The organism is Salinivibrio proteolyticus (assembly GCF_027286365.1).
Taxonomy (GTDB): Bacteria; Pseudomonadota; Gammaproteobacteria; order Enterobacterales; family Vibrionaceae; genus Salinivibrio; species Salinivibrio proteolyticus.
The window spans coordinates 242,718-268,827 of record NZ_CP114584.1; the positions used below are offsets into that span (position 1 = coordinate 242,718).

23 protein-coding genes are annotated in these 26,110 nt (G+C 52.2%); 18 read left to right on the forward strand and 5 right to left on the reverse strand.

Translation table 11 applies throughout. The features are described 5' to 3' along the window. Nucleotides 1–8 precede the first annotated feature (8 nt). From argB to N7E60_RS01185, 4 genes are all read left to right on the forward strand, one after another. Nucleotides 9–788, forward strand: a complete 780-nt coding sequence (gene argB / locus N7E60_RS01170) for an acetylglutamate kinase (RefSeq protein ID WP_269597918.1) — start codon at nt 9–11, stop codon at nt 786–788. Nucleotides 789–850: 62 nt separating this feature from the next. Then, nucleotides 851–2,062 (forward strand): argininosuccinate synthase, encoded by a 1,212-nt coding sequence (locus tag N7E60_RS01175; RefSeq protein ID WP_069589858.1) that lies wholly within the window; start codon nt 851–853, stop codon nt 2,060–2,062. A gap of 35 nt (nt 2,063–2,097) precedes the next feature. Beyond that, nucleotides 2,098–3,978, forward strand: coding sequence for an argininosuccinate lyase (gene argH, locus N7E60_RS01180; RefSeq protein WP_269597919.1), 1,881 nt, complete (start codon nt 2,098–2,100; stop codon nt 3,976–3,978). Between the two features lie 213 nt (nt 3,979–4,191). Further along, on the forward strand, nt 4,192–5,661 hold the full coding sequence (locus tag N7E60_RS01185; protein WP_269597920.1) for an alkaline phosphatase: 1,470 nt from the start codon (nt 4,192–4,194) through the stop codon (nt 5,659–5,661). On the opposite strand, the gene N7E60_RS01190 is transcribed toward N7E60_RS01185, so the two are convergent. The 3 genes from N7E60_RS01190 to N7E60_RS01200 all read right to left on the reverse strand — a co-directional run bounded on the left by N7E60_RS01190 (nt 5,658) and on the right by N7E60_RS01200 (nt 8,327). Next, nucleotides 5,658–5,930 carry a DUF3624 domain-containing protein gene (locus tag N7E60_RS01190; protein WP_077640964.1) on the reverse strand — a complete coding sequence of 91 codons (273 nt, stop codon included), beginning with the start codon at nt 5,928–5,930 and terminating at the stop codon, nt 5,658–5,660. The two genes, N7E60_RS01185 and N7E60_RS01190, sit on opposite strands and share 4 nt — an antisense overlap. Before the next feature lie 161 nt (nt 5,931–6,091). After that, on the reverse strand, nt 6,092–7,543 hold the full coding sequence (locus tag N7E60_RS01195; RefSeq protein ID WP_269597921.1) for a dihydrolipoyl dehydrogenase: 1,452 nt from the start codon (nt 7,541–7,543) through the stop codon (nt 6,092–6,094). Nucleotides 7,544–7,595: 52 nt separating this feature from the next. Beyond that, nucleotides 7,596–8,327 carry a glutathione peroxidase gene (locus N7E60_RS01200; protein ID WP_077455110.1) on the reverse strand — a complete coding sequence of 244 codons (732 nt, stop codon included), beginning with the start codon at nt 8,325–8,327 and terminating at the stop codon, nt 7,596–7,598. Nucleotides 8,328–8,476: 149 nt separating this feature from the next. Between N7E60_RS01200 and oxyR the strand changes: the two genes are divergently transcribed. Continuing rightward, on the forward strand, nt 8,477–9,409 hold the full coding sequence (oxyR, locus tag N7E60_RS01205; protein ID WP_269597922.1) for a DNA-binding transcriptional regulator OxyR: 933 nt from the start codon (nt 8,477–8,479) through the stop codon (nt 9,407–9,409). Between the two features lie 64 nt (nt 9,410–9,473). Here oxyR and N7E60_RS01210 read toward each other — a convergent pair whose 3' ends face one another. Continuing rightward, complete coding sequence (locus N7E60_RS01210; protein ID WP_269597923.1) at nt 9,474–11,966, reverse strand: penicillin-binding protein 1A; 2,493 nt, start codon at nt 11,964–11,966, stop codon at nt 9,474–9,476. 143 nt (nt 11,967–12,109) lie between these two features. On the opposite strand from N7E60_RS01210, the gene pilM reads away from it, so the two are divergent. The 9 genes from pilM to dam all read left to right on the forward strand — a co-directional run bounded on the left by pilM (nt 12,110) and on the right by dam (nt 20,708). Further along, nucleotides 12,110–13,024: a pilus assembly protein PilM gene (gene pilM, locus N7E60_RS01215; RefSeq protein ID WP_269597924.1), complete on the forward strand. Its 915-nt coding sequence runs from the start codon at nt 12,110–12,112 to the stop codon at nt 13,022–13,024. Continuing rightward, nucleotides 13,015–13,593, forward strand: a complete 579-nt coding sequence (locus N7E60_RS01220; RefSeq protein WP_269597925.1) for a PilN domain-containing protein — start codon at nt 13,015–13,017, stop codon at nt 13,591–13,593. Before pilM ends, N7E60_RS01220 begins: the two co-directional genes overlap by 10 nt. After that, nucleotides 13,590–14,201, forward strand: a complete 612-nt coding sequence (locus N7E60_RS01225; protein WP_269597926.1) for a type IV pilus inner membrane component PilO — start codon at nt 13,590–13,592, stop codon at nt 14,199–14,201. Before N7E60_RS01220 ends, N7E60_RS01225 begins: the two co-directional genes overlap by 4 nt. After that, complete coding sequence (locus N7E60_RS01230; RefSeq protein WP_077455115.1) at nt 14,198–14,710, forward strand: pilus assembly protein PilP; 513 nt, start codon at nt 14,198–14,200, stop codon at nt 14,708–14,710. Before N7E60_RS01225 ends, N7E60_RS01230 begins: the two co-directional genes overlap by 4 nt. A 16-nt stretch (nt 14,711–14,726) precedes the next feature. Then, nucleotides 14,727–16,472: a type IV pilus secretin PilQ gene (locus N7E60_RS01235; RefSeq protein WP_108743819.1), complete on the forward strand. Its 1,746-nt coding sequence runs from the start codon at nt 14,727–14,729 to the stop codon at nt 16,470–16,472. A gap of 145 nt (nt 16,473–16,617) precedes the next feature. Continuing rightward, complete coding sequence (gene aroK / locus N7E60_RS01240; protein WP_069589875.1) at nt 16,618–17,136, forward strand: shikimate kinase AroK; 519 nt, start codon at nt 16,618–16,620, stop codon at nt 17,134–17,136. Nucleotides 17,137–17,157: 21 nt separating this feature from the next. Next, the gene (gene aroB, locus N7E60_RS01245) at nt 17,158–18,237 is read left to right on the forward strand and encodes a 3-dehydroquinate synthase (protein WP_269597927.1); all 1,080 of its coding nucleotides are present in this window, start codon (nt 17,158–17,160) and stop codon (nt 18,235–18,237) included. Nucleotides 18,238–18,248: 11 nt separating this feature from the next. Further along, entirely contained in the window at nt 18,249–19,814 is a 1,566-nt protein-coding gene (locus N7E60_RS01250; protein ID WP_269597928.1) for an AAA family ATPase, read from the forward strand. Nucleotides 19,815–19,886: 72 nt separating this feature from the next. Then, nucleotides 19,887–20,708 carry an adenine-specific DNA-methyltransferase gene (dam, locus tag N7E60_RS01255; protein ID WP_069589882.1) on the forward strand — a complete coding sequence of 274 codons (822 nt, stop codon included), beginning with the start codon at nt 19,887–19,889 and terminating at the stop codon, nt 20,706–20,708. Nucleotides 20,709–20,721: 13 nt separating this feature from the next. On the opposite strand, the gene N7E60_RS01260 is transcribed toward dam, so the two are convergent. Continuing rightward, nucleotides 20,722–20,910 (reverse strand): DUF2970 domain-containing protein, encoded by a 189-nt coding sequence (locus N7E60_RS01260; protein WP_069589884.1) that lies wholly within the window; start codon nt 20,908–20,910, stop codon nt 20,722–20,724. A 148-nt stretch (nt 20,911–21,058) separates the two neighbouring features. On the opposite strand from N7E60_RS01260, the gene rpe reads away from it, so the two are divergent. The 4 genes from rpe to N7E60_RS01280 all read left to right on the forward strand — a co-directional run bounded on the left by rpe (nt 21,059) and on the right by N7E60_RS01280 (nt 26,032). Further along, nucleotides 21,059–21,733, forward strand: coding sequence for a ribulose-phosphate 3-epimerase (gene rpe / locus N7E60_RS01265; protein WP_269597930.1), 675 nt, complete (start codon nt 21,059–21,061; stop codon nt 21,731–21,733). A 5-nt stretch (nt 21,734–21,738) separates the two neighbouring features. Continuing rightward, nucleotides 21,739–22,419 carry a phosphoglycolate phosphatase gene (locus N7E60_RS01270; protein WP_269597931.1) on the forward strand — a complete coding sequence of 227 codons (681 nt, stop codon included), beginning with the start codon at nt 21,739–21,741 and terminating at the stop codon, nt 22,417–22,419. Between the two features lie 60 nt (nt 22,420–22,479). Next, nucleotides 22,480–23,493, forward strand: a complete 1,014-nt coding sequence (gene trpS / locus N7E60_RS01275) for a tryptophan--tRNA ligase (protein WP_269597932.1) — start codon at nt 22,480–22,482, stop codon at nt 23,491–23,493. Between the two features lie 199 nt (nt 23,494–23,692). Further along, on the forward strand, nt 23,693–26,032 hold the full coding sequence (locus N7E60_RS01280) for an ExeM/NucH family extracellular endonuclease (RefSeq protein WP_269597933.1): 2,340 nt from the start codon (nt 23,693–23,695) through the stop codon (nt 26,030–26,032). The last annotated feature ends 78 nt before the right edge of the window (nt 26,033–26,110 follow it).

The following is a 26,110-nucleotide window of genomic DNA, read 5'->3' on the forward strand; positions in this document are numbered from 1 at the left end:
AGAAACGGATGAAAACGCCATTAGTGATTAAGTTAGGCGGCGCGGCACTGAGCTGCAGCGAGACCCTCGCCAAGGTTTTCGGCGCGATGAACACCTATCGCAGTGAGGCAGAGCGTCCGCTAGTGCTGGTGCACGGTGGCGGCTACTTGGTTGATGAACTGCTGAAAAAACTCGCCCTCACCAGTGTGAAAAAACAAGGCTTACGGGTCACGCCAGTCGACCAGATTGATTATGTCACCGGTGCCTTAGCCGGGACGGCGAATAAGCTGCTACTCGCCGAAGCGCGTAAGGCGAAGATTAAAAGCTGTGGTTTGAGCTTGGCCGATGGCGGCTTGTGTCAGGTCAGCCAACTGGACTCCGAGCTAGGTGCAGTGGGGGAAGCCAGTGCCGGTGATCCTAGCCTGTTGCAGGCGGTATTGGCCGCGGATTGTGTCCCCATTATTAGCTCGATTGGCATCAGTGACCAAGGTGAGCTGATGAACGTCAATGCCGACCAAGCGGCGGTAGCGGTGGCAACCACTCTCGGGGCGGAGCTGGTGTTGCTGTCGGATGTCAGCGGCGTATTAGACGGCAAAGGGCACTTGCTGCCTTGCCTGACCGAGTTAGATGCGCAGCACTTGATGGAAAAAGGCGTGATCACCGATGGCATGGTGGTCAAGGTCAACGCGGCGTTTGCCGCCGCCCGCGAACTGGGTAAACCGGTGGAGATTGCCACCTGGCGTTACCCAGAAAAACTCACTCAATTATTCGATGGCCAGCAAATCGGCACTCGGTTTAGCGCCAGTTAATAAGACGTATAACGACGCGACGAAACCGTCGACCCGTCACATCAGGATTTAAGGAGAGCAAGATGAGCAAGGTAAATAAAGTTGTACTGGCCTATTCGGGTGGATTGGATACCTCGGCCATCATTCCATGGCTAAAAGAAAATTATGACTGTGAGGTGGTGGCCTTTGTTGCCGACGTCGGTCAAGGCGAACAAGAGCTCGAAGGCATTGAGCAAAAAGCGCTCGCTTCCGGGGCATCACAGTGTTTTATCGCCGATCTGAAACACGAAATGGTGGCGGAGTATATTTACCCCAGCCTGAAAACCGGTGCGGTGTATGAGGGCAAATACCTTCTAGGTACCTCGATGGCGCGTCCGATCATTGCCAAAGCGCAGGTCGAGTGCGCCCTAGAGGTTGGAGCGGATGCACTTTGCCACGGCTGTACCGGTAAGGGGAACGATCAGGTTCGTTTTGAGAGCACCTTCTCTGCGCTGGCGCCGCAACTGAAAGTGATTGCGCCGTGGCGGGAGTGGGATCTCACCAGTCGTGAAGCCTTGCTCGATTACTTGGCCGCCCGTGATATTCCCTGCACGGCGAGCCTTGAGAAAATTTATTCACGTGATGCCAATGCTTGGCACGTCTCAACCGAAGGCGGTGTACTGGAAGACACTTGGACTGCGGCTAACCAAGATTGCTGGGTATGGACTGTCGCGCCGGAAGAGGCGCCCAATACGCCCGAGTTTGTCACCTTGGGAGTACAAAGCGGGGAAGTGGTCTCGGTCGATGGTGAATCCATGTCGCCTTATGACGTGCTAACGCTGCTGAACGACAAAGGTGCCGCCCACGGGGTAGGACGGATTGATATCGTTGAGAACCGTTTGGTGGGGATGAAATCCCGCGGCTGCTACGAAACCCCGGGTGGCACCATCATCATGGAAGCGCTGCGCGGTGTTGAACAATTGGTGCTAGATAAAGAGAGTTATCAGTTCCGTGAGGAGCTCGGTTTAAAAGCCTCTCACCTGATTTATGATGGGCGTTGGTTTACCCCGCTTTGCCAGTCTATTCTTGCCGCTGCCAATTCCCTTGCCGCGCCGGTAACGGGCGAGGTGGTGATCAAACTCTATAAAGGCCAAGCGACAGTGGTACAAAAGCGTTCAACCAATAGCCTGTACTCGGAAGACTTTGCCACCTTTGGTGATGACGATGTCTACGATCACAGCCATGCCGAAGGCTTTATCCGTTTGTATTCGCTGTCGAGCCGGATTCGGACGCTGAACAAACAAAAACAATCCTAATTAAAAAAGCATCGTGAGCAGTAAGGAGAGACAGCATGGCATTATGGGGCGGACGCTTTAGTCAAGCAGCAGACAAACGGTTTCAAGCGTTTAATGATTCACTGCGCTTTGACTATCGCCTAGCAGAGCAAGATATTGTGGGCTCCATTGCTTGGTCGAAAGCCCTGCGTTCAGTGGGCGTGCTGAGTGATGACGAGCAACAGCAATTGGAGCTTGCGCTCAATGAGCTCAAGCTGTCGGTGATGGAAAACCCGAAGCAAATCTTACGCTCAGAGGCCGAGGATATTCACAGCTGGGTTGAGCAGCAACTGATCGATAAAGTCGGGGATTTGGGCAAAAAGCTTCACACCGGACGCTCACGCAACGATCAGGTTGCCACGGATCTCAAACTCTGGTGTCGTCAGCAAGGCCAGCAAATCTTGCTGTCTCTCGACAAGCTTCAGCAGCAGCTGGTGGATGTGGCCAGCCAACACCATGATACCGTGCTGCCCGGCTACACCCACTTGCAGCGTGCTCAGCCAGTGACCTTTGCCCATTGGTGTTTGGCCTATCTGGAGATGTTTGAGCGCGACACTACCCGCTTACAAGACGCGCTTAATCGTCTGGATACCTGCCCGTTAGGCTCCGGTGCGCTGGCGGGTACCGCGTACCCGATTGACCGCGATGCCTTGGCACAACAACTGGGCTTCGAGCGGGCCACCCGTAATAGCCTTGACTCAGTCTCGGACCGTGATCATGTGATGGAAATGCTGTCTGCAGCGTCAATTTCGATGCTGCATTTATCACGGATGGCTGAAGATATGATCTTCTATAACTCGGGCGAGTCTGGGTTTATCGAGCTGGCCGATACGGTGACATCAGGCTCCTCGCTGATGCCACAAAAGAAAAATCCCGATGCGCTAGAGCTTATCCGCGGCAAAACCGGCCGCGTGTATGGCACCTTGTCGGCGATGATGATGACGGTCAAAGCCTTGCCACTGGCTTATAACAAGGATATGCAAGAAGACAAGGAAGGGCTCTTCGATGCGATGGACACGTGGCATGACTGCTTAGATATGGCCGCGTTGTGTTTTGAAGGTATCACCATTCACAAAGACAAAACCTTGCAAGCGGCGCAGCAAGGTCATGCCAATGCGACCGAGCTGGCCGATTATTTGGTGAGCAAAGGGATCCCGTTCCGTGAAGCCCACCATATTGTTGGCGTGGCGGTGGTGTCAGCCATTGAGCAAGGGTGTGCGCTGGAAGCGCTGCCGCTAGAAACCTTGCAGCAATTCTCACCGGTGATTGAAGATGATGTGTATGCCATGCTCACGATTGAATCCTGCTTGGCTCAGCGTCGGGCACTCGGTGGGGTCGCGCCCGAGCAGGTCAGCTTTGCTATTCAAGAAGCACAAAAGCGTTTGGATAAGCGCTTTACCCCTAAAGTCACGGTGCGCTCGGCAAGGCTCACCGACCTCGATACCATCGAAGGCATGGTGGTGTATTGGGCGAAGTTGGGGGAGAACTTACCTCGAGACCGCCATGAATTGGTGCGCAATATTGGCCTGTTTGCGGTCTCCGAGCATCAAGGGGATTTGACCGGCTGCGGCTCGCTGTATATTTACGACTCAGGGCTGGCAGAAATTCGCTCCTTAGGGGTCGAAGCAGGCTGGCAGCGCCAAGGTCACGGTACCGCGTTGATGATGCACTTGATTAAAAAAGCCAAGCAAATGGCGATTGAGCAAGTCTTTGTCCTCACTCGGGTGCCCGAGTTTTTCACCCAGTTGGGCTTTACCTCAGTGTCGAAATCGCAACTGCCTGAGAAAGTGATGAAAGATTGTGATATCTGTCCGCGCTTTCACGCTTGTGACGAAGTGGCTCTGACCTATAACATTGCTGGGCCAGCCACGATTTCGACCTTCTCTACGCTGGAGTAGGGTGACATCGTCTATTGCCTGACGCTATCAGCGTCGTCGTTATCCCTCCTAAAGGCTGTGTGCTGACTAAGTCGCAGCCTTTTTACCTATCGGTGTCATAAAAACTTCATCAAATTGAGTGGCTTACAAATTGTTACATTGTACGGTTTGTCACAGAAGCGTCACGTGCAATGACCATCATGCCCGCGTTTTCTCGTTAATGATGGAGATTTTGTGGTGAAAACAACCGTGACGGCCGCAGTGGCCTCAGCCTTATTAGCGGCAACTGCACAGGCGGCAGTGCCTCAACAAAATGATGTATGGTACCAAGACGCACAAGCCGCCTTGGCGGCCGCTAAAGCGAACCCACCAATTACGGGCAAAGCCAAAAACGTGATCCTCTTTGTCGGTGATGGCATGAGTGTGGGGACAATCACAGCGGCGCGGATTTATCAGGGCCAGCAGCAAGGACAAACCGGTGAGGAAAACCGCCTTGGCATGGAAAGCCTGCCGCATGTTGCACTAGCAAAAACCTATAACACTGACATGCAAACGCCTGACTCGGCTGGGACCGCGACGGCGATGGTCACTGGGGTGAAAACCAAAGCCGGGGTTATTAGTGTTGACGATAATGTCCAGCGTGGTTTTTGCAGTACCGCCAAGGGTAACGAAGCGAAAACCTTATTTGAAATGGCGGGCGAGAAGGGCAAAGCGCTGGGTTTAATCTCAACCGCTCGTTTAACCCACGCCACCCCGGCCACCACCTACGCGCACAGTGCGGATCGCAATTGGGAAAACGATAGCAAGTTACCCAACATTGCCAAAAACCAAGGCTGTACCGATATCGCCAGCCAGTTTGTCGACTTTGATGCTGGTGAGGGATTTCAGGTGGCTTTCGGTGGCGGACGGCGTGAATTTATTCCTGCCGATAGCGTCGATCCTGAGGGCAAAAAGGGCAAGCGTAAAGATGGACGCAACCTGATTGAGGCATGGCAAAACCGTTACCCTGATGGTCAATATATTTTCGATAAATCCGGTTTTGATGCCATCGATCCGGCGACCACCTCACGCGTGTTTGGTTTGTTTGAAAGCAGCCACATGAAATACGAAGCGGATCGCCGTGAAAGCCAAGATGAGCCATCATTGGCGGACATGACCAGCAAGGCGATCGATATGCTTAGCCGCAACAAAGACGGCTATGTGATGATGGTGGAAGCCGGACGTATCGACCATGCTCACCATGCGGGCAACGCTGCGCGAGCGTTAGAAGATACGTTGGCTTACGACGATGCCATTAAAGTGGCCTTAGCGAAAACCAACCCAGAAGATACCCTGATCATTGTCACCGCCGACCATGCCCACACTATGGTGATGAACGGCTATGCGGAGCGGGGCAATCCGATTCTCGGTTTGTCACGTCAAAAAGGGCGCTTGAATCAGGATGATTTTGGTAAAACCTATACCACCATCACCTATGGCAACGGCCCGGGTGCGGTCAAAGGTGAACGTGAAAACTTGCAAGAAGGTCAGGTGCGTGAGCTGGATTACAAACAGCAATCCTTGATTAAGCTCGGTTCGGAAACCCACTCCGGTGAAGATGTGGCCATCATGGCGCGTGGGCCGATGGCGTGGTTATTCCAAGGTGCCGTGGAGCAAAACTACATTTTCCATGTGATTAACGAAGCCACGGATCTGGCCGATTAATCGTCTGGTATGTCTGACGACCCGCGCTCTGGCGCGGGTTTTTTATTGCGCCGAAACGGGTAAATCACCACATGCAGCGTGAGTAGCACACTGGCACTGCCGGCGGCGAATAACAAGGCAATCGACTCCACTTGCCGTGGCGTGTCGGCATAGCCCCACCACCAAAGAGGCCAAAGTAGCGCGCACATGGCGGCCAGTTGTTTCATACAACGGGTACAGCGTCCCAGTTTTTGTTGCCAAATCGCGGACTGACAGTATTTGCAAGCCATGCGGTGTCTCTTGGTCGGTAGTAGCGATAGCTTATTGTGGCGCAGTGGGCCGCCGGATACAAAAAAGCCCTCCAACGAGGAGGGCAAAAGGTAAGCAAGTGCTTGGGGAAGCAACAGGCAGCGCCTGTAAAGCGCCGAGTGTCGGCGAAAGAGGCAGTGGATTAGCAGCCTGGGCCGCAGTCCATGCAGTGTTTGATCATTTCAGGGCCGAGTTTGAGCTTGGCATTCACATCTCGCAGCGCGGTACGTACTCCCTCCTCAATCACTGGGTGATAGAAGGGCATATCTAGCATTTGCGAAATGGTCATTTGGTTTTGATGTGCCCATGCCAACAAGTGGGCCAAGTGTTCGGCGTTCGGTCCTATCATTTCTGCGCCAAGGAAACGGCCTGTGCCTTGTTCGGCATAAACGTGTAACAAGCCTTTGTTACGCAGCATTACTCGTGAGCGGCCTTGGTTTTCAAACGACACCACGCCGGTTTCAAAGCAGCCGCAGGGACCGAGACGGTCGGTAATTGCTTTGTAGCTTTCGCCCACCATCGCAATTTGCGGGTCGGAGAAGACCGCAGAGAGTTTGCTGCGGCGCAATCCGGCACGGATATCTTTACCGCGGCCTGCGTTGTCACCGGCAATGCGCGCTTGGTCAGCCGCTTCGTGCAGCAACGGAATTTGGTTACTGGCATCACCGGCAATAAAAATGTGCGGTGCCGTGGTTTGCAGGGTGTAACTATCGGCAACCGGCACGCCGCGGGCATCCACTTTGATGCTGGTTGCATCGAGGTTTAGCTTGTCGACATTGGGGCGACGACCGGTGGCGGCAACCACATAGTCGACCCAGCGCAGTTGGCTCTCGCCCTCTTTATCACGATAACGGATTTGTACCTTATCGCCTTCACGCACCATCTCTTCCACCTTGGCATCGGCGTCGAGATAAAACTCTTCGCTAAAGGTTTTATCCGCATAGGCCATGATGTCCGGATCGGTCAGCGGGCCCACTTGGCCGCCGACGCCAAACATGGTCATCTCGACCCCGAGGCGATGCAGCGCTTGTCCGAGCTCAAGGCCAATCACACCTGGGCCAAATACCGCAACCGAGTCAGGCAGATCGTCCCATTCAAAAATATCATCATTGACCACTAAACGATCGCCAAGGTGATCCCAAGCGGACGGCCAGCTTGGACGAGAGCCTGTCGCGATCACGATGCGATCAGCATGGATGGTGGTGCGATCGTCGACCATTAAGGTGTGATCATCTACAAAGCGCGCATAGCCATCAATTTTGTCTTGGGCGGGAATGTCATCGACACTTTCCAGTACAAAGCCGACAAAACGGTCACGCTCGCGTTTCACCCGATCCATCACCTCACGGCCATTAATTTCCGTGGTGCCGCCGGGGTACACACCGAAGCCGGGCGCTTTGTCGATATGATGCGCCGCTTCAGCCGCCGCAATTAACAGTTTGGAAGGCATGCAGCCAACTCGCGCACACGTGGTGCCATAGGGACCGCCTTCAATCATCACCACGTTATCCGTATGTGCTTTGGCTGCGCGATAAGCACCGAGTCCGGCAGTTCCGCCACCAATCACAGCCACATCAACCGTTAATGTTTTCATTGCTTTCTCCTGGGAAAATAACGGGCGGCAAGGAGGCCGCCCAAACAGCGGATTACTGATTCAGATAGGTGTCGAGCTCTTCACTGCCACCGATATGACGGCCACCGATAAATACTTGTGGCACGGTGGCGCGACCGCTCACTGCACGCAAAGAAACTGTGGTGGCGTCTTTGCCAAGAATAATTTCTTCAAACTGAAGACCTGCGTCGATCAGGGCTTGTTTGGCCTTGGCACAGAATGGACAGCCCGGCTTACTAAACACGGTGATCGAATCTTGCAGTTTGTGCTCAGGAGCGATGTAGCCCAGCATGGTGTCGGCATCAGATACTTTGAACGGGTCGCCCGGCTCGTTGGGTTCGATAAACATTTTCTCGACCACGCCGTTTTTCACCAGCATGCTGTAACGCCATGAGCGTTTGCCAAAGCCAAGATCGTTTTTGTCGACCAGCATTCCCATACCATCAGTGAACTCGCCGTTGCCGTCAGGCAGGACATGAATGTTGTCAGCGTCTTGGTCGGCTTTCCAGGCGTTCATCACAAAGGTGTCGTTGACAGACACACAGACAATGTCATCAACGCCGTACTGTTGGAACACCGGATATAGCTCGTTATAGCGCGGCAGGTGCGAGGATGAGCAGGTCGGTGTAAACGCACCCGGCAGGCTGAATACAATCACGGTTTTATTGGCAAAAATGTCATCGGTGGTAACGTCTTTCCATTGGTCGCCTTCGCGAGTACGGAAGGTAACTTGTGGTACTGGTTGGCCTTCTTTTGATGCAAACATGGTTTCCCCTTTTGATTTGGTCGTTAACTGTCAACGGCATGTGTCTGACTCGCCGTGTCTTGATGGATGTAGTATCGCGAAAGAAGATTGATAGCTCTAATCGCTTGATGCTATGGTTTTGATAGTTTTCTCCTATAGAAGAGACAGCAATGAATATTCGTGATTTGGAATACTTGGTGGCGCTGGCCGAACACCGCCACTTTCGCAAAGCGGCCGAAGCGTGTTTTGTTAGCCAACCCACCTTGAGCGGACAGATTCGTAAGCTGGAAGATGAGCTGGGCGTGAGTTTGTTAGAACGCACCAGTCGTCGTGTGTTGTTCACGGATGCGGGTATGAGGTTAGTACAGCAGGCACGTAACGTGTTGCGAGAAGTCACAATTTTGACCGAATTGGCCAGTGAACAAGGGGAAAGTATGACGGGTCCCCTACATATTGGCCTGATCCCGACCGTCGGCCCTTATCTGTTGCCGAAGATCATTCCCATGTTGCGCGACCGTTTTCCAGAATTGGAGCTGTTTATTCACGAGGGTCAGACCCAGCAGTTGGTACAGCAATTGGAAGAAGGCAAACTCGATTGCATCATCTTGGCTTCTGTGGAAGAAACCCAGCATTTGAAAGAGCTGCCATTGTATGAAGAGCCAATGTTATTGGCGGTCAGTGAGGAGCATAAGCTTGCAGGATGTGCTGAGGTGGCGTTAGATGTCCTGCAAGGAGAGACCTTGTTAATGCTGGGCGATGGTCATTGCTTACGTGACCAAGCGATGGGATTTTGTTTTAAAGTGGGCGCGCGCGAGGATCAGCGTTTTCGTGCCACCAGTTTAGAAACACTCCGCAATATGGTCGCGGCGGGCAGTGGTATCACCTTACTCCCTCGCTTATCCGTCCCTGCACAGCGACGTGATGGCGTGGCCTATATTCCCACCACGTCGCCAACCCCGACACGGCAGATCACCTTAGATTATCGGCCCGGTTCACCATTGCGAGGGCGCTATGAACAATTGGCTGAAGTGATCCGTGAGCATATGGTCGCGGTCATGGACACGCCGTTAAGTGCTGAACCTACCGCATTAAACGCAGGATAAAAAGAACCCCCAATACTGGATATCCAACATTGGGGGTCAGTTCAATCGTCACGGATACTGTCGTTTAAAACAACGATTCGGTCTCCGTTTCATAAATGGTGCCGCTAGGCTGGGATGAGACATATTCGGTTGGCTCTGTCCCTTTAATAAAGTACTCGAACATCGAGGTGTGGTCGGTTTTGCGGGTGAGCAAACCGGTTTCACGATCAATGCGTACCTTCACGATACCCGGTGGCACCACCTTGCTTTGTTCTGGCACATCCGCAAGGGCTTTTTGCATAAAGTCTATCCATGCGGGCCCAGCGGTTTTGGCACCAGACTCGGCCCCACGAATCGGTTGCTGCTCGTCATTCAAGTTGCTGTTGCGGGTTGTGCGCCCTAATTCACGTGAGTGGTCATCAAAGCCGACCCATACCGTGGTGACGATACCCGGGCCATAACCTGTGTACCAAGTGTCTTTAGAGTCGTTGGTGGTCCCGGTTTTACCGCCGATATCCCGTCGTTTCAGCGCTTGTGCGCGCCAGCCGGTGCCATTCCAACCGGTGCCATAGCGCCAGTCGCCGCCGCCCCAAATATTGCTCTGCATCATTTCGCGCACCAAGAACGCATTTTGCTCGTCAATAACTTGTTTGGCGGGCTGTGGCGATTCTTCGCTGTTATCGGTCAGCAAATTCTGCTCGTTGAAGGGGTCTGCTTTCTCCATCGGCTTTTCGCAGTCATCGCAAATCACCGATGGGTTAGCACGATAAATTTCTTCACCGAAGGGCGTTTCTATCCGATCGATGATGAAAGGCTCCATAAAGTAACCACCATTGGCAAACACGCTAAACCCTTGTGCCATTTCAACCGGCGTTAAGCTGCCTGCGCCGAGTGCAATCGCTTCGGCGCGAGGGAGATCATCACGTTTAAAGCCAAAGCGAGTCAGATAATCTAAGGTATCGTCCAAGCCAACACGACGGAGGACACGCACAGCCATCACGTTTTTCGATTGTGCCAGTCCAAGGCGAGCACGCAGTGGCCCTTCATAACGTGGTGGCGAGTTTTTCGGACGCCATGCCACGCCTTGACTGCGATCCCAGCGGTTGATGGGCGCGTCATTAATCAAGGTGGCAAGGGTCATGCCTTCATGGATGGCCGCCGAATAGATAAAGGGTTTGATGCTCGAACCCACTTGGCGCACCGATTGGGTGGCACGATTAAATTTGCTATGCACAAAGTTAAAGCCACCCACTAAGGCTTTGATCGCCCCTGTGGTGGGGGACATGGATACTAAGGCGGTATTGGCGTTGGGCACTTGTGCCAAGTGCCATTGATCGTCAACGCGACGAATCCACACCTGCTCACCGCTTTGTAAAATATCACTGGCGTGTTTGGGCGCGGGGCCTTGACGATTATCGGTAATGTAAGGGCGCGCCCAGTCCATCCCCGCCCAATCGAGTGTGATTTCTTGGCCATTAGGACCAACCACTAAGGCGGATTGGTCACTCACTTCGGTCACGATGGCAGGTTCAAGTGGGCCATAGCTAGGCTGCTTGGCAAGATAATCGACAATACGCTGGTGTTGCCAACGGTCGCTTGCGGCTTGCCATAAGGTCGCGACTGGACCGCGGAAGCCGTGGCGACGATCGTAAGCAAGGATGTTATCCATCGCCGCATCATTGGCCGCGCGTTGCATATCGGAGTCCACACTGGTGTATATGCGAATGCCCGATGTGTAAGCATCGTCGCCAAAGTGTTCTACCGCCCATGCACGCGCCATTTCTGCGACATAAGGCGCATCGAGCTCAATTTCAGCACCGTGATAACGCGCGACAATCGGCTCATTTTTCGCTTGGCTATACTCGGCCTGCGAAATGTAGCCTTCTTTGAGCATGCGAGCCAGCACCACGTTACGGCGCTCAGTAGCACGAGACAGGGAGTACAATGGATTCATGGTGGATGGCGCTTTAGGGAGGCCGACAATCACCGCCATTTCACTTAAGGTCAGCTCGTCTAGTGTCTTACCAAAGTACACTTGTGCGGCGGCACCAACGCCATAGGCGCGGTAGCCGAGAAAAACCTTGTTAAAGTACAGCTCAAGGATTTCGTCTTTATTCAACAATTGCTCGATATGCACGGCGATAAAAATCTCTTTTATCTTGCGCATGATCCGCTTTTCGTTGGAAAGGAAGAAATTTCGCGCTAACTGTTGGGTGATAGTACTGGCCCCTTGCTTCGCACTGCCTGACATGGCTACTACCACGGCGGCGCGAACGATACCAATCGGGTCGATCCCCGGGTGTTGATAGAAGCGACTGTCTTCAGTGGCGATCAGCGCATCAATCATTTGCGGAGGGATGTCTTCCAGTTTAACGGGAATGCGTCGCTTCTCACCAAATTGGGAGATCAGCTTGCCGTCAGCACTGTAAACCTGCATTGGGGTTTGTAGCTCGACATCTTTCAGTGTCGCCACATCGGGGAGGTCGGGTTTTACGTACAGGTAAAACCCGAAAATTGTAGTGACTCCCAGCACTGTGCAAACCAGTGCAAAGATAAGCAGACGCTTTATGAACTTCACCTGAGATTTCCCGTTCTGTTGCAATTGAGCCGTTCAATAACCATACGTCAGTAGTATAAAGGCACCAGCAATAAAAATAACCCGCCGTGAAGGGCAGTTTTCTAAATGCTGACCTCACGCTGACGTTGGGAGCCTAACACGAAATGGTTCGAAATTCGGCAGTTTTAGGTATCGATATTGGCCGAGATACCATTCACGCCATTGCGGTTCGTGCACATCGACAAGGCATTCAGGTCGCAGGGCATCATGAGGTGCACTATCGCGCGACTGACGATCTTTTGACCCCGATGACCGAGATAAAAAAGCGATTACTCGCGTGTTTACCTTGGTATCAGCGCTTGCGCGTTCCTGTGGTGGTAGGCGTGGATGAAGATGCGGTGATTACCAAGCAAATTACGGCACCGCTTATTGACGATGAGATTGAGCAAGAAGCCTTGATTGGCCAAAAGCTGAGTGCTGCCCTCAACATGGATACCGCTACCTTGTATTACGACTTTGAGGTCATGAGCGGTATTTCCGTTCAGCCGGGACAAGCCTGTTATCAAGTCGTGGCGTGTCGGCGTCATGCTCTCACTCCAGCCCTAGACGCGCTCAAGCGGGTCGGTTTATCGCCCTCGGTGGCGGACATTAACAGCCAAGCGTTAGTCGGGGTCTATCAAGCGATTCGGCCTGTTGCGCAGGCTAATCACTGGCCGCTGTGGCTGCATTATCACGGTGGCTTGATCACCGCGATTCGTCTTTATCCGGATGGTCAGGTTTACCAGCATCGCAGCCGTTTGGGGGAAGGAGAGCGCTACGAACACCGCGAAGAGCACGCGAACACCTTAGTACAGCAGCATGTTGATCAGGCTTGCCATCGTGCGCGTGAGCACAATCGACTCTTGCCCCTGAGCACCGTTTGGATAAGCGGCGTCTGGCCTACCACACTCACGTCTGAGCATCTGGCCATCACACGCTTAAATCCAGTGGCGATGTTGGATCAAACTGCTCCCACCATCAGTGACGAGGCCAGTATTGCGTTGGGATTAGCGCTGCGTGGAGGGTATTCATGCGTATAAATCTACTCCCTTGGCGGGAAAAAGCGCGCCGCGCTCAGCGTTACACCTTTATGGTTCACACTGGTTTGGTGGTGCTGGGCGTGGTACTGGTGGTTAGTGCCGTGAACGCGGTCCAGCAGCACTGGCTGACTGAGCAACAGGCACGTAATCAACGCTTAACCGCCGGGGTGAACGATTTTCGTGCCACCTTACAGGCTTTTGAGCGCGAAGATAAAAAGCGTGCCGCGCTGCAATCGCGCTTACAACTGGTCAACGCATTACAACAACAGCGCAATAATGTCACCGCATTACTGAATTTCATTCCAACCGTGATGCCTGAAGGGGCGTATTTGAGTCGTTTGGCGCAACAACACGGACGTGTCACGGTCGAAGGCTGGGTAACATCTAATGCGGAGATGGCAAGCTTGTTGGCAGCGTTAGAGCAAAGTGCATTAGCCACCGAGGTTGATATTGACACTGTGATCACCGAATCCGGATCGCAACGCGCCAACAAACGCTTCACGTTAAGCTTTCGCTTGACCGACTACGTCACACCGCAGCTACCGAAGCCCAAAGGAGTGCAGTCATGATCGCACCCTCTGAGTGGGATTGGCAAAAACTCCCCAGTGCGCCACTCGCCACCCGCGCTATCGTTTGGGCGGTGGGCGCGTTCGCGCTACTCGTTCTCGCAGCTTTGCTGATTTGGCTACCCAACCAAGAGGCGTTGAAGGCAGCGACACAGCGCGAAGTACAACTTAAAGCCGAGTATCGATTGTTGGCCAATCGCGTGGCGGCTCTGCCCAATGTGGAGGCACAAATACGCGCGTTAAATCAGCAATATGCCACTTTGATTGCCCAATTGCCGGAAGAAGAAGAGCTTTCGGGATTACTCGCTGGGGTCAATGAAGTTGGGATCCGTCATCAGTTGCGCTTCAAAACATTGAAATGGCAACCAAGAAAGCATGGCAGCTGGCTCGATGCTATTCCGATGACGGTTGTTCTGAGCGGTGATTATGCCTCTATCGGTGCATTCAGCGCGGATATTGCTGCCATGACGCGCTTGGTGTCGCTGCAAGATTTTGTTTTAACCCGTACTGAAACCGATGACATTCATGCGCCCTTGCTGCTGTCTGTGTCTGCGACCACATATCGTTATACCGGTGAACGCATTACCACCGACAAGGAGGCCTTACAGTGAAGCGTCTTTTGGTGTTGTTATTTGGGTTGAGTTTGGTCGGCTGTGATAGATACCACAGTGATATCGAACGTTTTATGCAACAAACCCAAGCCAGTGCGCAAGTCATGGCGACCCGCATTCCCCCTCCGCCAAGTTACCAATCGATAGCCTTTGTCGCTGATCAGCGGGATCCCTTTGTGCTGCCAGCCATCAATACAGGTGGACAGGCTTCAACGGGTGACTGTTGGCAGCCCAATTTACAACGGCCTTTAGAGCCGCTTGAGCAATTTCCACTGGCAAGCCTTGCCATGAAAGGCAGCTTAACCAAAGGCGCACAGCAACAAGCCTTAATTGCACGTCCTGATGGCACCATCACTCAAGTCAGTGAAGGTGCGCATTTAGGCGAGAACCGTGGCCGTGTAGTGGCCGTGAATGCACACCAGGTCGCCATTGAAGAAGCCCTGCCGGATGGCTTGGGGTGTTGGCAGCTTCGCACTGTTACCTTGTCGATGGAATCAACTTTGCCGTAGTTAGGATACCAATATGATGATACGCCCTTACCTTTCCCGCACGTTCTCGCAAAGCGTTCGCCCAGTCTGGCTCATACTGCTGGTACTGATGTTCAGCCTGGGTTCAGTGCAGGTTGCCGCAAAGAGTATGCTGACTGATATCGCAGTGAAGCGTCTAGATAATGGTGATGCTCAGGTCTCGCTGACGTTTTCTGATGCCGCGGTAACGGCTGACTTTCGTCAACCCATCCCTCAGCAAGTTACGCTACGCTTGCCGAATGTACAGCTAAAACAGGCATTACTTGCGGTTCTCGATACTCGCAGCCGTCAGACCCCAGTGACTGAGATTGAGACCTTTCAGGCCCCTGAGAGTGCTCGCATTGTACTGCGTGCTGAGCAGGCCGTGGATTTTGATTATCAGCAGCAAGGAAAGGTGTTGACCATCCGCGTCTCTGCGGCAAAAAAAGCGCCTTCTGCGACGGCCTTAGCGCAAAAAGGGGCGGCGATCTCGATTAACTTCCAAGACATTCCGGTCCGTACCGTGTTGCAGCTGATTGCTGAACAGAATGATTTTAACCTTGTGACTTCGGACTCGGTACAAGGCAACATCACCATGCGCATTGATGGTGTGCCTTGGCAAGATGTATTGGATGTGATTTTGCGTGTGAAGGGACTGGATAAGCGCCAACGGGGACAAGTGATGCTCGTTGCTCCGAGCGCTGAGCTGATGGCACAAGAAAAGCAAGCACTCGAAATGCGTCAGCAGGCCGATGCCTTACTGCCTCTGACCTCAGAAGTACTCACGGTGAACTATGCCAAAGCCAGTGATATCGCCGCCCTGATCAAAGGCCAAGGCGAAGGGGTCAGCTTACTGTCTCCTCGCGGGGCGGTGTCGCTGGATGAGCGCACCAATGCGTTGATCATTAAAGATAATCAAAAGAATTTAGCCCGTATTCGCACCTTGGTCCGCCACTTGGATGTGCCGGTGAAGCAAGTTGAAATTGAAGCGCGGATTGTCACGGTTGAAGAGGGGTCTGTCGATGAGCTGGGAGTGCGCTGGGGGATTTTAAATCGCAACGGTTCAACCAGTATCGGCTCTTCGATAGAAAGCAACCTGATGTGGGACCGTAACATGTACAATTCCGATGACGAGGCATTAACCGGATCGGGCAATGATTCTCTGCCGGTGGACAATTTTTTGAATGTGAACTTGGCCGCCTCCAACCCTGCCGCGTCAAGTCTGGCACTACAAGTGGCTAAATTGGGCAGTGATTTATTGCTGGATCTCGAGTTATCGGCGCTGGAAAGTGAAAACAAAGCAGAAATTGTATCGAGCCCGCGCTTAATCACCACCAATAAAAAAGCGGCATATATCGAGCAGGGGACAGAGTTACCTTATCTCGAAGCCTCTTCCAGCGGTGCTGTGGCGGTGTCGTTTAAAAAAGCAGTACTTAGCCTTACCGTGACGCCCCAAATTACCCCAGAGAATGAGTTAGTGCTGGATTTGAAAGTCACCCAAGATATGCCAGAGAAGTCGGTGGTGGCAGGTAAAGGGGAGGCCATGTCGATCAGTACCAAGCGCATTAATACGCAGGTATTGGCGCGGAATGGTGAAACGGTGGTGCTGGGAGGGATCTTCCAACACACCATGATTAACAAAGAAACCAAGGTGCCATTACTCGGGGATATTCCGCTGTTTGGAAATCTGTTCAAACACCGTCTGAAAGATCATGCAAAACGCGAGCTTCTGATCTTTGTGACCCCTAAAATCGTCACAGGGTAGGTTAGGTGTTGCCAAAGGGGCCACTGTCCTGAGATAATTTTTAGTCTGATCACGAATTATCTGTGAGGAATTGGCGCCTCGGGCTTTTCTACATCAAGCCTGCGGGCGGTGTTGTTTTATTTAACCGCGCGTAAAATTGCTTAAAATGGCTGAAAAACGAAATATCTTTTTGGTAGGCCCTATGGGGGCTGGTAAAAGCACAATTGGTCGTCATCTCGCTCAACAACTTCACATGGAATTTTATGATTCTGACTCAGTGATTGAAGATCGAACTGGGGCAGACATTGCATGGGTGTTCGACGTTGAGGGAGAAGAAGGTTTTCGTCAACGTGAAGAGAACGTGATTAACGACCTGACTGAGAAGCAAGGTATCGTGCTAGCGACCGGCGGCGGCTCTATCATGAGTAAAGAAAGCCGTAACCGTCTCTCTGCTCGTGGTGTAGTGGTGTACTTAGAAACCACTATCGAGAAGCAGCTGGCGCGTACACAACGCGATAAAAAACGTCCTTTGCTTCAAACCGATCAACCCCGTGAAGTGTTGGAATCACTCGCGCAAGAGCGCAACCCACTTTATGAAGAAATTGCTGATTATGTGGTGCGTACTGATGATCAAAGCGCCAAAGTGGTCGCGAATCAAATCATCGAGTTGTTAGAGCAGCACTAATCCCAGACACAGGACCCGACCATGGAACGGATAGATGTTCAGTTAGGGGCGCGTAGCTACCCTATCTCTATCGGCGAAGGGCTGCTGGCAGATGCCAGCTTGTTTGAAAACGTACGTTCGCGTCGGGTTGCTGTGATAAGCAACGAGACAGTGATGCCATTATATGGCGAGAAGCTGGTCTCGACGCTTAAGCAGGCAGGGGCACAAGATGTCGCCTGCCTTAGCTTACCCGACGGTGAAGCGTACAAATCGCTAGAAACCTTCAATACTATCAACACCTTCCTACTTGAGAATAACTACAATCGCGATGTGGTGCTGGTGGCACTGGGTGGCGGTGTGATTGGTGATATCGTTGGCTTTGCCAGCGCTTGTTATCAACGCGGGGTAGATTTTATTCAAGTTCCTACCACCTTATTGGCGCAGGTTGACTCGTCGGTTGGCGGGAAAACGGCCATCAATCATCCCTTGGGTAAAAATATGATTGGTGCGTTTTACCAGCCCAAAGCGGTGGTGATTGACACTCAAGTACTCAGCACCCTCCCAGATCGAGAGTTTGCGGCGGGAATGGCAGAGGTAATCAAATACGGCATTATCGCCGACGCGCCTTTCTTTGACTGGCTCGATAGCGAAATGGCGGCGTTGACCGCTTTGTCACCCGACGCGTTAAGTTATGCGATTCGGCGCTGCTGTCAAATCAAGGCTGATGTGGTCGCGCAAGATGAAACCGAAGCCGGTGTACGTGCTCTGCTTAATCTGGGCCACACCTTTGGTCATGCGATTGAAGCGGAGATGGGCTATGGCAACTGGTTACATGGTGAAGCGGTTGCAACGGGCACCGTGCTTGCTGCCCACACGGCACAACGTCATGGTTTGCTGGACGAACAAAGTGTGTCCCGCATCACTGCCTTGCTCGAAAAAGCGCAGCTTCCCGTGCACGTCCCTGTCCAGATGAACTACGATGCTTTTATTAAGCACATGATGCGTGATAAAAAAGTGCTTTCAGGACAGTTGCGTTTGGTACTGCCAACAGCGATCGGCCAAGCGCAAGTGGTTGCAGATGTTCCACATCAGCTGTTAGCAGATGTGATTGATGCCGGTTAACCATTGAATGCATGACAAACACCTTTGATACCTTGGCCTTGGAGCTGGAAAGCCAAACCCAGCTCTTATCACGCCTGCAGTTTCTTACCCGCTTTAGCTCTAACCTTATCCAGGTCACCGGTCCGACTGGCGCGGGTAAAACCTGGCTCAGTGAGCGCTATATGGAGCAATGGGCCGACGCGTCGGTCCACTCCTTACTGGTGTGTCACACGGCACAAAATGATGCACAACGCCGTGCTATTTTGCTTCGTCAAATTGTCAAAGATGGCGTATTTAATGAGGCCGATCCGCTAGTCGACAGTCTGACGATGATGCTAGGCGACAGTGGATGTGATGCGTTAATTGTCATTGATGATGCCCACCGTCTTAGCCCGAATTTATTGTCTGAACTTTGGGCACTGGTTTTACAGGCACAAAACCAAGATCATTGGCGCATCAATGTGGTGCTTTTTGCGTTGCCCGGAAAGTTGAACAAGTGGCTTCGTCAGGTGTCATATGGCCAAGGCCAAAAGCCGTTAGAGTTAGAAGTCTCGCCCTTAAATGAGGGGGAGGAAGAAATGTTTATCGATGTGTTGGCGGTGACCCGACGCATTGATGCGACCAAGAAAAAACAATGGCTGGCCAAGTTGGCCAATCAAACCCTCTATCCGGGCATGATCATGGGCAAGGACAATCAGGAGACAGGCACAGTGAGTGACGAGAAGAAAAAGCCCTCGCGTAATAAACCCTTTACCATGCTGGTATTGGCCGTGGTGCTCATGGTCGTGGGTGCTGGTGTGATTTGGTGGTACTTCCCGAGCCAAAGTGATGATCAGTCCTCGGGCATGGTATTGCCAGAAGGGTTAAAGAATCTTGATGACTTACTCCGCGAACAGCAGGGCGAGCCAGAGAGCGCCGTGACTGCTGGCCAAAGCACCGAGAAAGGCATGGACCAAAACCCAGCCAGTACTTCAAACCGCACCAGCCAGTCAGGCTCGGTGACTGAAGATACAGTCTCATTGCCAGAAGAGGTTAATGGCGAAGGCTTGACGGTTGGCCGCGGAGATGAAGGCAAACGCGTTGTCGTGCCTGATGACGTGGTCGATGCCATGATTGAAGAGCAGGATGCAGGTGGTGATGGTACTGAGGCCGTTGACGAACCCTTGATCCCTGAGCTGGCACAAACACCGCCCACACCGGCGGCACCAGACAGCCGTCCAGAGCCTGCTGCTCCTCGCCAAACAGCGCAACCGGAAGCTGCATCTCCGCCAGCGTCCGCGAACCAGACCTTGCCGTTAGATGCCCAAGCTCTACTGGCGGTGCCTGCACAGCGCTATGCGTTACAGCTGGCCGCCTTACAATCCCGCCAAGATGCGGTTGATCTGATTGCGAACTATCAACTGGAGGGGCGTGTTCAGGTTTATCAAACTCGCCGTAATGGTGGAACTTGGTACATGGTATTACTGGGCGATTATGAGAGTGTCACCGCGGCGCGTCGCGCAGAACTCACGCTGGCCGACAATGTCCGTGCGCTGCAGCCATTCGTGAAATCATTTAGCCAAATTCACCGTGAAATCAATCGTGCAAATGGGCAGTAAAATCCGCTGATTGATGAAACAAAATAAGGTACAATCCGCCCCCTTTCATATCGCGGAGAATGACAAGGGGCAATGAAAAAGCATCGCGCGTTTCTAAAGTGGGCTGGCGGGAAGTATTCGCTGGTCGATGACATTCGCCGTCATCTTCCCGAAGGGGACACGCTGATCGAGCCTTTTGTCGGCGCAGGGTCGGTGTTTTTAAACACCGACTACGACCGCTATATCTTGGCTGATATTAATCCCGACTTGATTAATCTCTATAACATTATCAAACAAACCCCAGCACGGTTTGTCGATGATGCACGCGCCTTTTTCTGTCAAGACTACAATCAAAAAGCGCAATATTTGCAAGTGCGGGAAGACTTTAATGCCACGCAAGATCCGTATCTTCGCTCGCTCTATTTCTTGTACATGAATCGTCACGGCTTCAATGGCCTGTGCCGTTACAACAAAAAAGGTGGATTTAATGTTCCCTTTGGGTCTTACAAGAAACCGTACTTCCCTGAAAAAGAGCTGTTCTTTTTTGCCGAAAAAGCACAACGGGCAGAGTTTGTGTGTGAAGGGTATGCGGAAAGTTTTGCCCGCGCGAAGCTGGGCGACGTGGTGTATTGCGATCCTCCTTATGCGCCTTTAACCGCGACAGCGAATTTTACCACTTATGCCACCAACGGCTTTACGCTGGATGATCAAGCGTTATTGGCAGAGCATGCAGAGCAGGCAGCGATGGCGGGTGGGATCCCGGTTCTTATTTCAAACCACGACACCCCTTATACCCGCCGTTTATATCGTGGTGCGACCTTCAACGTGGTACGAGTCAAACGTACCATTAGCCGTAATGGGAATGGGCGTAATAAAGTGGATGAGCTGTTGGCACTGTTTGCGCCTCAACCCTAACTGGAAAGCGGCATTAGGTAATCATGCCGACAATGGCAAGCAAGGTCGCGACAAATACACCAATCATCACCACGCCTATCACGATGTACGCAGCGGGCGAGTCTTGAGCAAAATCGCGTTGACGGTTTTGCTCGGACTGCACACCAAAAAGCGCGGCAATCACACTTTTGATGACGTCCCAAACGCCTAATTTTGTTGTCATGATGCCTCCTTTTTTGTCGCTCTTATCCAACCCTAGTTGGCGGTATGTATTTTGTCAGCTGTTCAGGTAGAAAAGCGGGATCGAATAAGACAGCGCGAGCGAGATCGGGTAGAATTGCGGCGACTTTTTGGCAAGTGAGGCGACAACTATGACGGATTTTTTGATCGCGCCATCGATTTTATCAGCAGATTTTGCGCGCTTGGGCGAGGATGTAGAAAAGGTACTCGCCGCGGGTGCAGATGTGATCCACTTTGATGTAATGGATAACCATTACGTGCCTAATCTCACCTTTGGCGCGCCGATTTGCCAGGCGCTGCGCGATTACGGCATTACCGCGCCGATTGACGTGCACCTCATGGTTAAGCCGGTTGACCGCATTATTCCCGACTTCGCCAAAGCTGGCGCCGATATGATAACCTTCCATGCCGAAGCCAGTGACCATATCGATCGCACCTTACAATTGATTAAAGATCACGGCATGAAAGCCGGGCTGGTATTTAATCCCGCCACACCACTGTATTATCTTGATTACGTGATGGACAAACTCGACATGATTTTGTTGATGTCCGTGAATCCCGGTTTTGGTGGCCAATCGTTTATTCCAAGCACCTTGGATAAACTGCGCGACGTGCGCGCACGTATTGATGCCAGCGGTCGAGACATCCGACTGGAAATTGATGGCGGTGTGAAAGCTGACAATATCGCCGAGATTGCCCAAGCAGGGGCAGATATGTTTGTTGCCGGCTCTGCGATTTTTGGGCAACCCGACTATAAAGCGGCCATTGATGAGATGCGCACCGCGCTTGCAACTGTAAATAGGTAAGTAGTATGAGCCTTCGTTATATTGCCTTCGACCTCGATGGTACCTTGGTCGACAGCGTACCGGACTTAACTCAAGCGTTACAGATGATGCTGGCCGACTTGGACATGCCCACCGTGACGGTGGAACAAGTTACAGGTTGGATTGGTAACGGTGCCGATATTATGATCCGTCGTGCGCTGTCGCGTCGTCATGATTTTGCCACTGACTTGGATGCCGATTTGGTCGCCCGTGCCCGTGAGCGTTTTAACTTCCACTACGAAAATAACGGCCATGAAAAAACCGTGCTGTATCCGGGCGTGAAAGACACCTTGGCCGCGCTGCATCAGCAAGGTTATCAACTGGGTGTCGTGACAAACAAACCCGTGGCATTTGTGCCCGCCATCCTAGAAGATTTAGGATTAGCCACCTTGTTTACCGATGTGTTGGGAGGCGATAGCCTACCGACCAATAAGCCAAACCCAGAAGGGTTGCACCATTTGCGAGACAAGCATGGCTTAACCAATGCACAAATGTTGATGGTCGGTGATTCAAAAAATGACATTTTGGCAGCCCAGAATGCGGGCATCGCTTCTGTCGGGTTAACCTATGGCTACAACTACGGTGAACCGATTAGCGATAGCCGTCCTGACTATGTGCTGGATTCATTCAGTGAGCTACAAGCCGTGGTCGCCAGCCACCAAGCATAACGATTATATAGCAACATAACTACCGCCCGGTTGGGCAACGCGTAAAGGAACCTAATCATCATGAGTCAATCTTCAAAACCCATTGTACTGAGTGGTGTGCAGCCCTCGGGTGAACTAAGTATCGGTAACTATCTAGGCGCGCTGCGTCAGTGGGAACAGATGCAAGATGATTATGACTGCCAATACTGTGTGGTGGATTTGCATGCGATTACCGTTCATCAAGATGCGGATGCGTTACGCGAAGCAACCTTGGATGCGTTGGCGTTGTGCTTGGCGGTGGGCGTGAGCCCTGAGAAAAGTAACTTGTTTGTACAATCGCACGTGCCAGAGCATGCGCAATTGGGCTGGGTATTGAACTGTTACACCCAAATGGGTGAGCTGAACCGCATGACCCAGTTTAAAGACAAATCGCAGCGTCATGCTGAGAATATCAACGCCGGTCTATTTGGGTATCCAGTGCTGATGGCGGCAGATATTTTGCTGTATCAAACCAATCAAGTGCCTGTAGGTAATGATCAGAAGCAGCACCTAGAGCTTGCCCGTGACATTGCCACGCGCTTTAACAATCGTTACGGCGATGTCTTTACCATGCCTGAGCCTTACATTCCTGATGTGAATGCACGGGTGATGAGCCTGCAAGATCCGACCAAGAAAATGTCGAAGTCGGATGATAACCGTAATAACGTGATTGGTTTGCTCGAAGATCCCAAAGCCATTGCCAAGAAAATCAAACGTGCGGTTACCGACTCGGAAGAGCCACCGCGTGTCCATTTTGATATCGAGCAAAAGCCGGGTGTCTCTAACTTGCTTGGTTTGCTATCCGGAGCGACTGGTGAGTCAATTGCCGCACTAGAAAAAGCCTACGAAGGCAAAATGTATGGCCATCTGAAAAAAGATACTGCTGAAGCGGTGGTGGCGATGCTCGAACCTCTCCAAGCGCGTTATCATGAGTACCGCGCTGATCGCGCGCTGCTCGACAGTGTGATGCAAAAAGGTGCTGAGCACGCATCGGCACGCGCACAGCAAACCTTGCGTAAAGTGTATGACGCAGTGGGTTTTGTTCCACGCGCGTAGCACACGAATATGACGGTATAAAAAAGCAGCGGCATAGACCGCTGCTTTTTTGATCAGACCGGAACCCAACTCTCACTTCTTATAAGTCCATCAATAGTAACTGTTTCTGATGCGAGCCAAATCACGCCATTCTGTGTATCCATCGTTAATAATGCGCGCGAAATTCGAGTAATCACTCAAACTACGTGAAGGAACAGGTATGAAAAAGCCACTGATGTGGTCGCCGCTAGCATTGATGATGGCGGGACTCGCCATGCCCGCGGCCGCCAAAGCCCCCCTCGAGCAAACCTACCAGTGCGGCATGACGCCCACCACGCCCATTTATGCGATCCAAGGTGACGGTGATCGCAGCCCATTGGTCCCAGCGGGCAAATACAGCTCCGATAAAACCTATGCGGTACAAGGTGTGGTCACTGCGGTGACCCAAGGCCTTTATAAAGGGGTTTGGATTCAAGATCCTCAAGGGGATGGCAATCGCGCCACGTCCGATGGCTTGTTTGTGTACTTGCGGGACGCTGATGCCCTCAATTTGCAGCCCGGTGACACCTTATGTGCCAGTGGTAAGGTCAAAGAGTATTATGGTCATACGCAATTGGGTGTGACCGATAATCAAGTCGCTAAGGGCCCGTATTATGGTCCGTTGGCTCCGACTGCCATTCGTGTGGATCACGGTGAGTCGTTAAAGGATGCACTTGAGCGTTACGAAGGCATGTATGTGACCATGGACGCGGACAGTGAGCTGGTGATCACCCGTAATTTTGGCTTTGACTACGACGCGTTTCGCAACAATATGGTGTTAACGCACCGCACTCCTTTATTTAAACCCACGCAACTTTATCCAGCGTTAACCGACGAAGCGAAAGCGCTTGCGGCGAACAATGCCGCGAATCAGCTTTATATCGAAAGTGATCAAAAAGCCAAAGATGGACAAATTCCCTATTTCCCGGGACTCGACGCTGAGCAAGGCTATCTGCGTATTGGCGATCGTATTGAGCATTTGTCTGGCGTGATGGGCTTTAGCTACGATCAGTACCGTTTAGTGGCGACCAACACCATTACCGCTGGTGACATTGTGCACCGTCACGATCGTCAAGATGCACCCGCGACGGTACCGAATACCGACATTAAAGTGGCTAGCTTTAACGTACTCAACTATTTCACCAGTGCCAGCGCCATTGGTGGCCCCTTAAATGTCACCTGTAAAGATCGCGACCATGCGGACGCCAAGCGTGGTTGCAACCGAGGTGCTAAAACCGCCGCTGAGTTTGAGCTCCAACGTACCAAGATTGTCAATGCCCTCCGCGCGATGGATGCTGATATCGTTGGCTTGATGGAGCTTGAAAACAATGGGTTTGAAGCTGGAAGCGCCATTGCCGATTTGGTGACCCACCTCAACGCAGAGTTTGCGGATCCTGCAGACCATTATCAGTTTGTTGAACCCAGCGATGCGGTGAAAAATCAGGGCGCGTTTTTTGGCTCTGATGCGATCATGGTGGGCATGATTTACCGCCCTGCAAAAGTCTCGTTAGCCGGTGACGCACAAGCGGTTGCTATGCCCGAGCAGCATATAAGTGGTGAAAACCCTGAGGGCGAAACGCGTGAGCTTAACAAGTATCAACGCGACAGCTTGCTGCAAGCGTTTAGCATTAATGGCGAGCCGTTACACATTGTGGTTAACCACTTTAAGTCGAAAGGATCAGGCTGTTATGAAGATTGGATCGCGGGTGAATTCGAGACGGATACAGCAGATTTACAAGGACATTGTAATGCTTTCCGTGTCTCCGCGGCAGTGACATTACGCGATCGTCTGCAGCAGCTGGATGGAGACGTATTGATCCTTGGCGATCTCAATGCGTACGCGAAAGAAGATCCGGTCCGTGTATTAACCGACTACCAACGTCAGCCTAACCAGCGCGATATCATGACAGCCGCAGGAACGGAAATTCGCGGTGTACCTATGCATCCGACCGCACAAGCGGTAGAGAAAGGCCTGGGCTATATCAACCTCGCCACGGCGCGATTGGGTGATAAAGCCTATTCCTACTCGTACTCGGGTGAATTGGGGAGTCTCGACCATGCCATCGCCAGCGCTAGCTTGGCGGAAAAAGTCGTCGGTGTGGAAGACTGGCACATTAACTCGGTTGAAAGTACCTTGTTTGAATACAGTCGTCAGTACACTGGGGATTTGGTGAAATCGACCAATCCGTTCTCTTCGTCAGATCACGACCCTGTGATTGTGTCTTTGGCGTATCCGGATCCGGTTGTGCCTGTATCGGTTACCATCAATAACCGCAGTATTTTGCCGATTATTCCGATGCTGAATGGACAAAAAAGTCCTGATCACGCTTGGATGAAATGGCGCTCACAACGCACCTTTGATACGCAAAGCCCATTGGTACAAGGGCTGAAGCTTGATAAAGATGATCGTATCGAGGTCACTGTGAAAGCGCTGGGTTTGATCCCCGTCCATTGTGGCAGTGCGCCGGCGAGTCAGCCTATGTCGGTCCGTTACACCGGCTTCCGTTGCCAACTACGTTAATCTAATCACTGCGGGCAGTGGCAACACCGCCCGCGGATGACGCTTGTCAGGCACTGTGTTAGCATCATTCCGGTTTTC

Bases quoted from the DNA above. Each gene is read 5' to 3' on its own strand.
- argB (WP_269597918.1), top strand. From the start codon at position 9: ATGAAAACGCCATTAGTGATTAAGTTAGGCGGCGCGGCACTGAGCTGC.
- N7E60_RS01175 (WP_069589858.1), top strand. From the start codon at position 851: ATGAGCAAGGTAAATAAAGTTGTACTGGCCTATTCGGGTGGATTGGAT.
- argH (WP_269597919.1), top strand. From the start codon at position 2,098: ATGGCATTATGGGGCGGACGCTTTAGTCAAGCAGCAGACAAACGGTTT.
- N7E60_RS01190 (WP_077640964.1), bottom strand. From the start codon at position 5,930: ATGGCTTGCAAATACTGTCAGTCCGCGATTTGGCAACAAAAACTGGGA.
- N7E60_RS01195 (WP_269597921.1), bottom strand. From the start codon at position 7,543: ATGAAAACATTAACGGTTGATGTGGCTGTGATTGGTGGCGGAACTGCC.
- N7E60_RS01200 (WP_077455110.1), bottom strand. From the start codon at position 8,327: ATGTTTGCATCAAAAGAAGGCCAACCAGTACCACAAGTTACCTTCCGT.
- oxyR (WP_269597922.1), top strand. From the start codon at position 8,477: ATGAATATTCGTGATTTGGAATACTTGGTGGCGCTGGCCGAACACCGC.
- pilM (WP_269597924.1), top strand. From the start codon at position 12,110: ATGGTTCGAAATTCGGCAGTTTTAGGTATCGATATTGGCCGAGATACC.
- N7E60_RS01220 (WP_269597925.1), top strand. From the start codon at position 13,015: ATGCGTATAAATCTACTCCCTTGGCGGGAAAAAGCGCGCCGCGCTCAG.
- N7E60_RS01225 (WP_269597926.1), top strand. From the start codon at position 13,590: ATGATCGCACCCTCTGAGTGGGATTGGCAAAAACTCCCCAGTGCGCCA.
- N7E60_RS01235 (WP_108743819.1), top strand. From the start codon at position 14,727: ATGATACGCCCTTACCTTTCCCGCACGTTCTCGCAAAGCGTTCGCCCA.
- aroK (WP_069589875.1), top strand. From the start codon at position 16,618: ATGGCTGAAAAACGAAATATCTTTTTGGTAGGCCCTATGGGGGCTGGT.
- aroB (WP_269597927.1), top strand. From the start codon at position 17,158: ATGGAACGGATAGATGTTCAGTTAGGGGCGCGTAGCTACCCTATCTCT.
- N7E60_RS01250 (WP_269597928.1), top strand. From the start codon at position 18,249: ATGACAAACACCTTTGATACCTTGGCCTTGGAGCTGGAAAGCCAAACC.
- dam (WP_069589882.1), top strand. From the start codon at position 19,887: ATGAAAAAGCATCGCGCGTTTCTAAAGTGGGCTGGCGGGAAGTATTCG.
- N7E60_RS01260 (WP_069589884.1), bottom strand. From the start codon at position 20,910: ATGACAACAAAATTAGGCGTTTGGGACGTCATCAAAAGTGTGATTGCC.
- rpe (WP_269597930.1), top strand. From the start codon at position 21,059: ATGACGGATTTTTTGATCGCGCCATCGATTTTATCAGCAGATTTTGCG.
- N7E60_RS01270 (WP_269597931.1), top strand. From the start codon at position 21,739: ATGAGCCTTCGTTATATTGCCTTCGACCTCGATGGTACCTTGGTCGAC.
- trpS (WP_269597932.1), top strand. From the start codon at position 22,480: ATGAGTCAATCTTCAAAACCCATTGTACTGAGTGGTGTGCAGCCCTCG.
- N7E60_RS01280 (WP_269597933.1), top strand. From the start codon at position 23,693: ATGAAAAAGCCACTGATGTGGTCGCCGCTAGCATTGATGATGGCGGGA.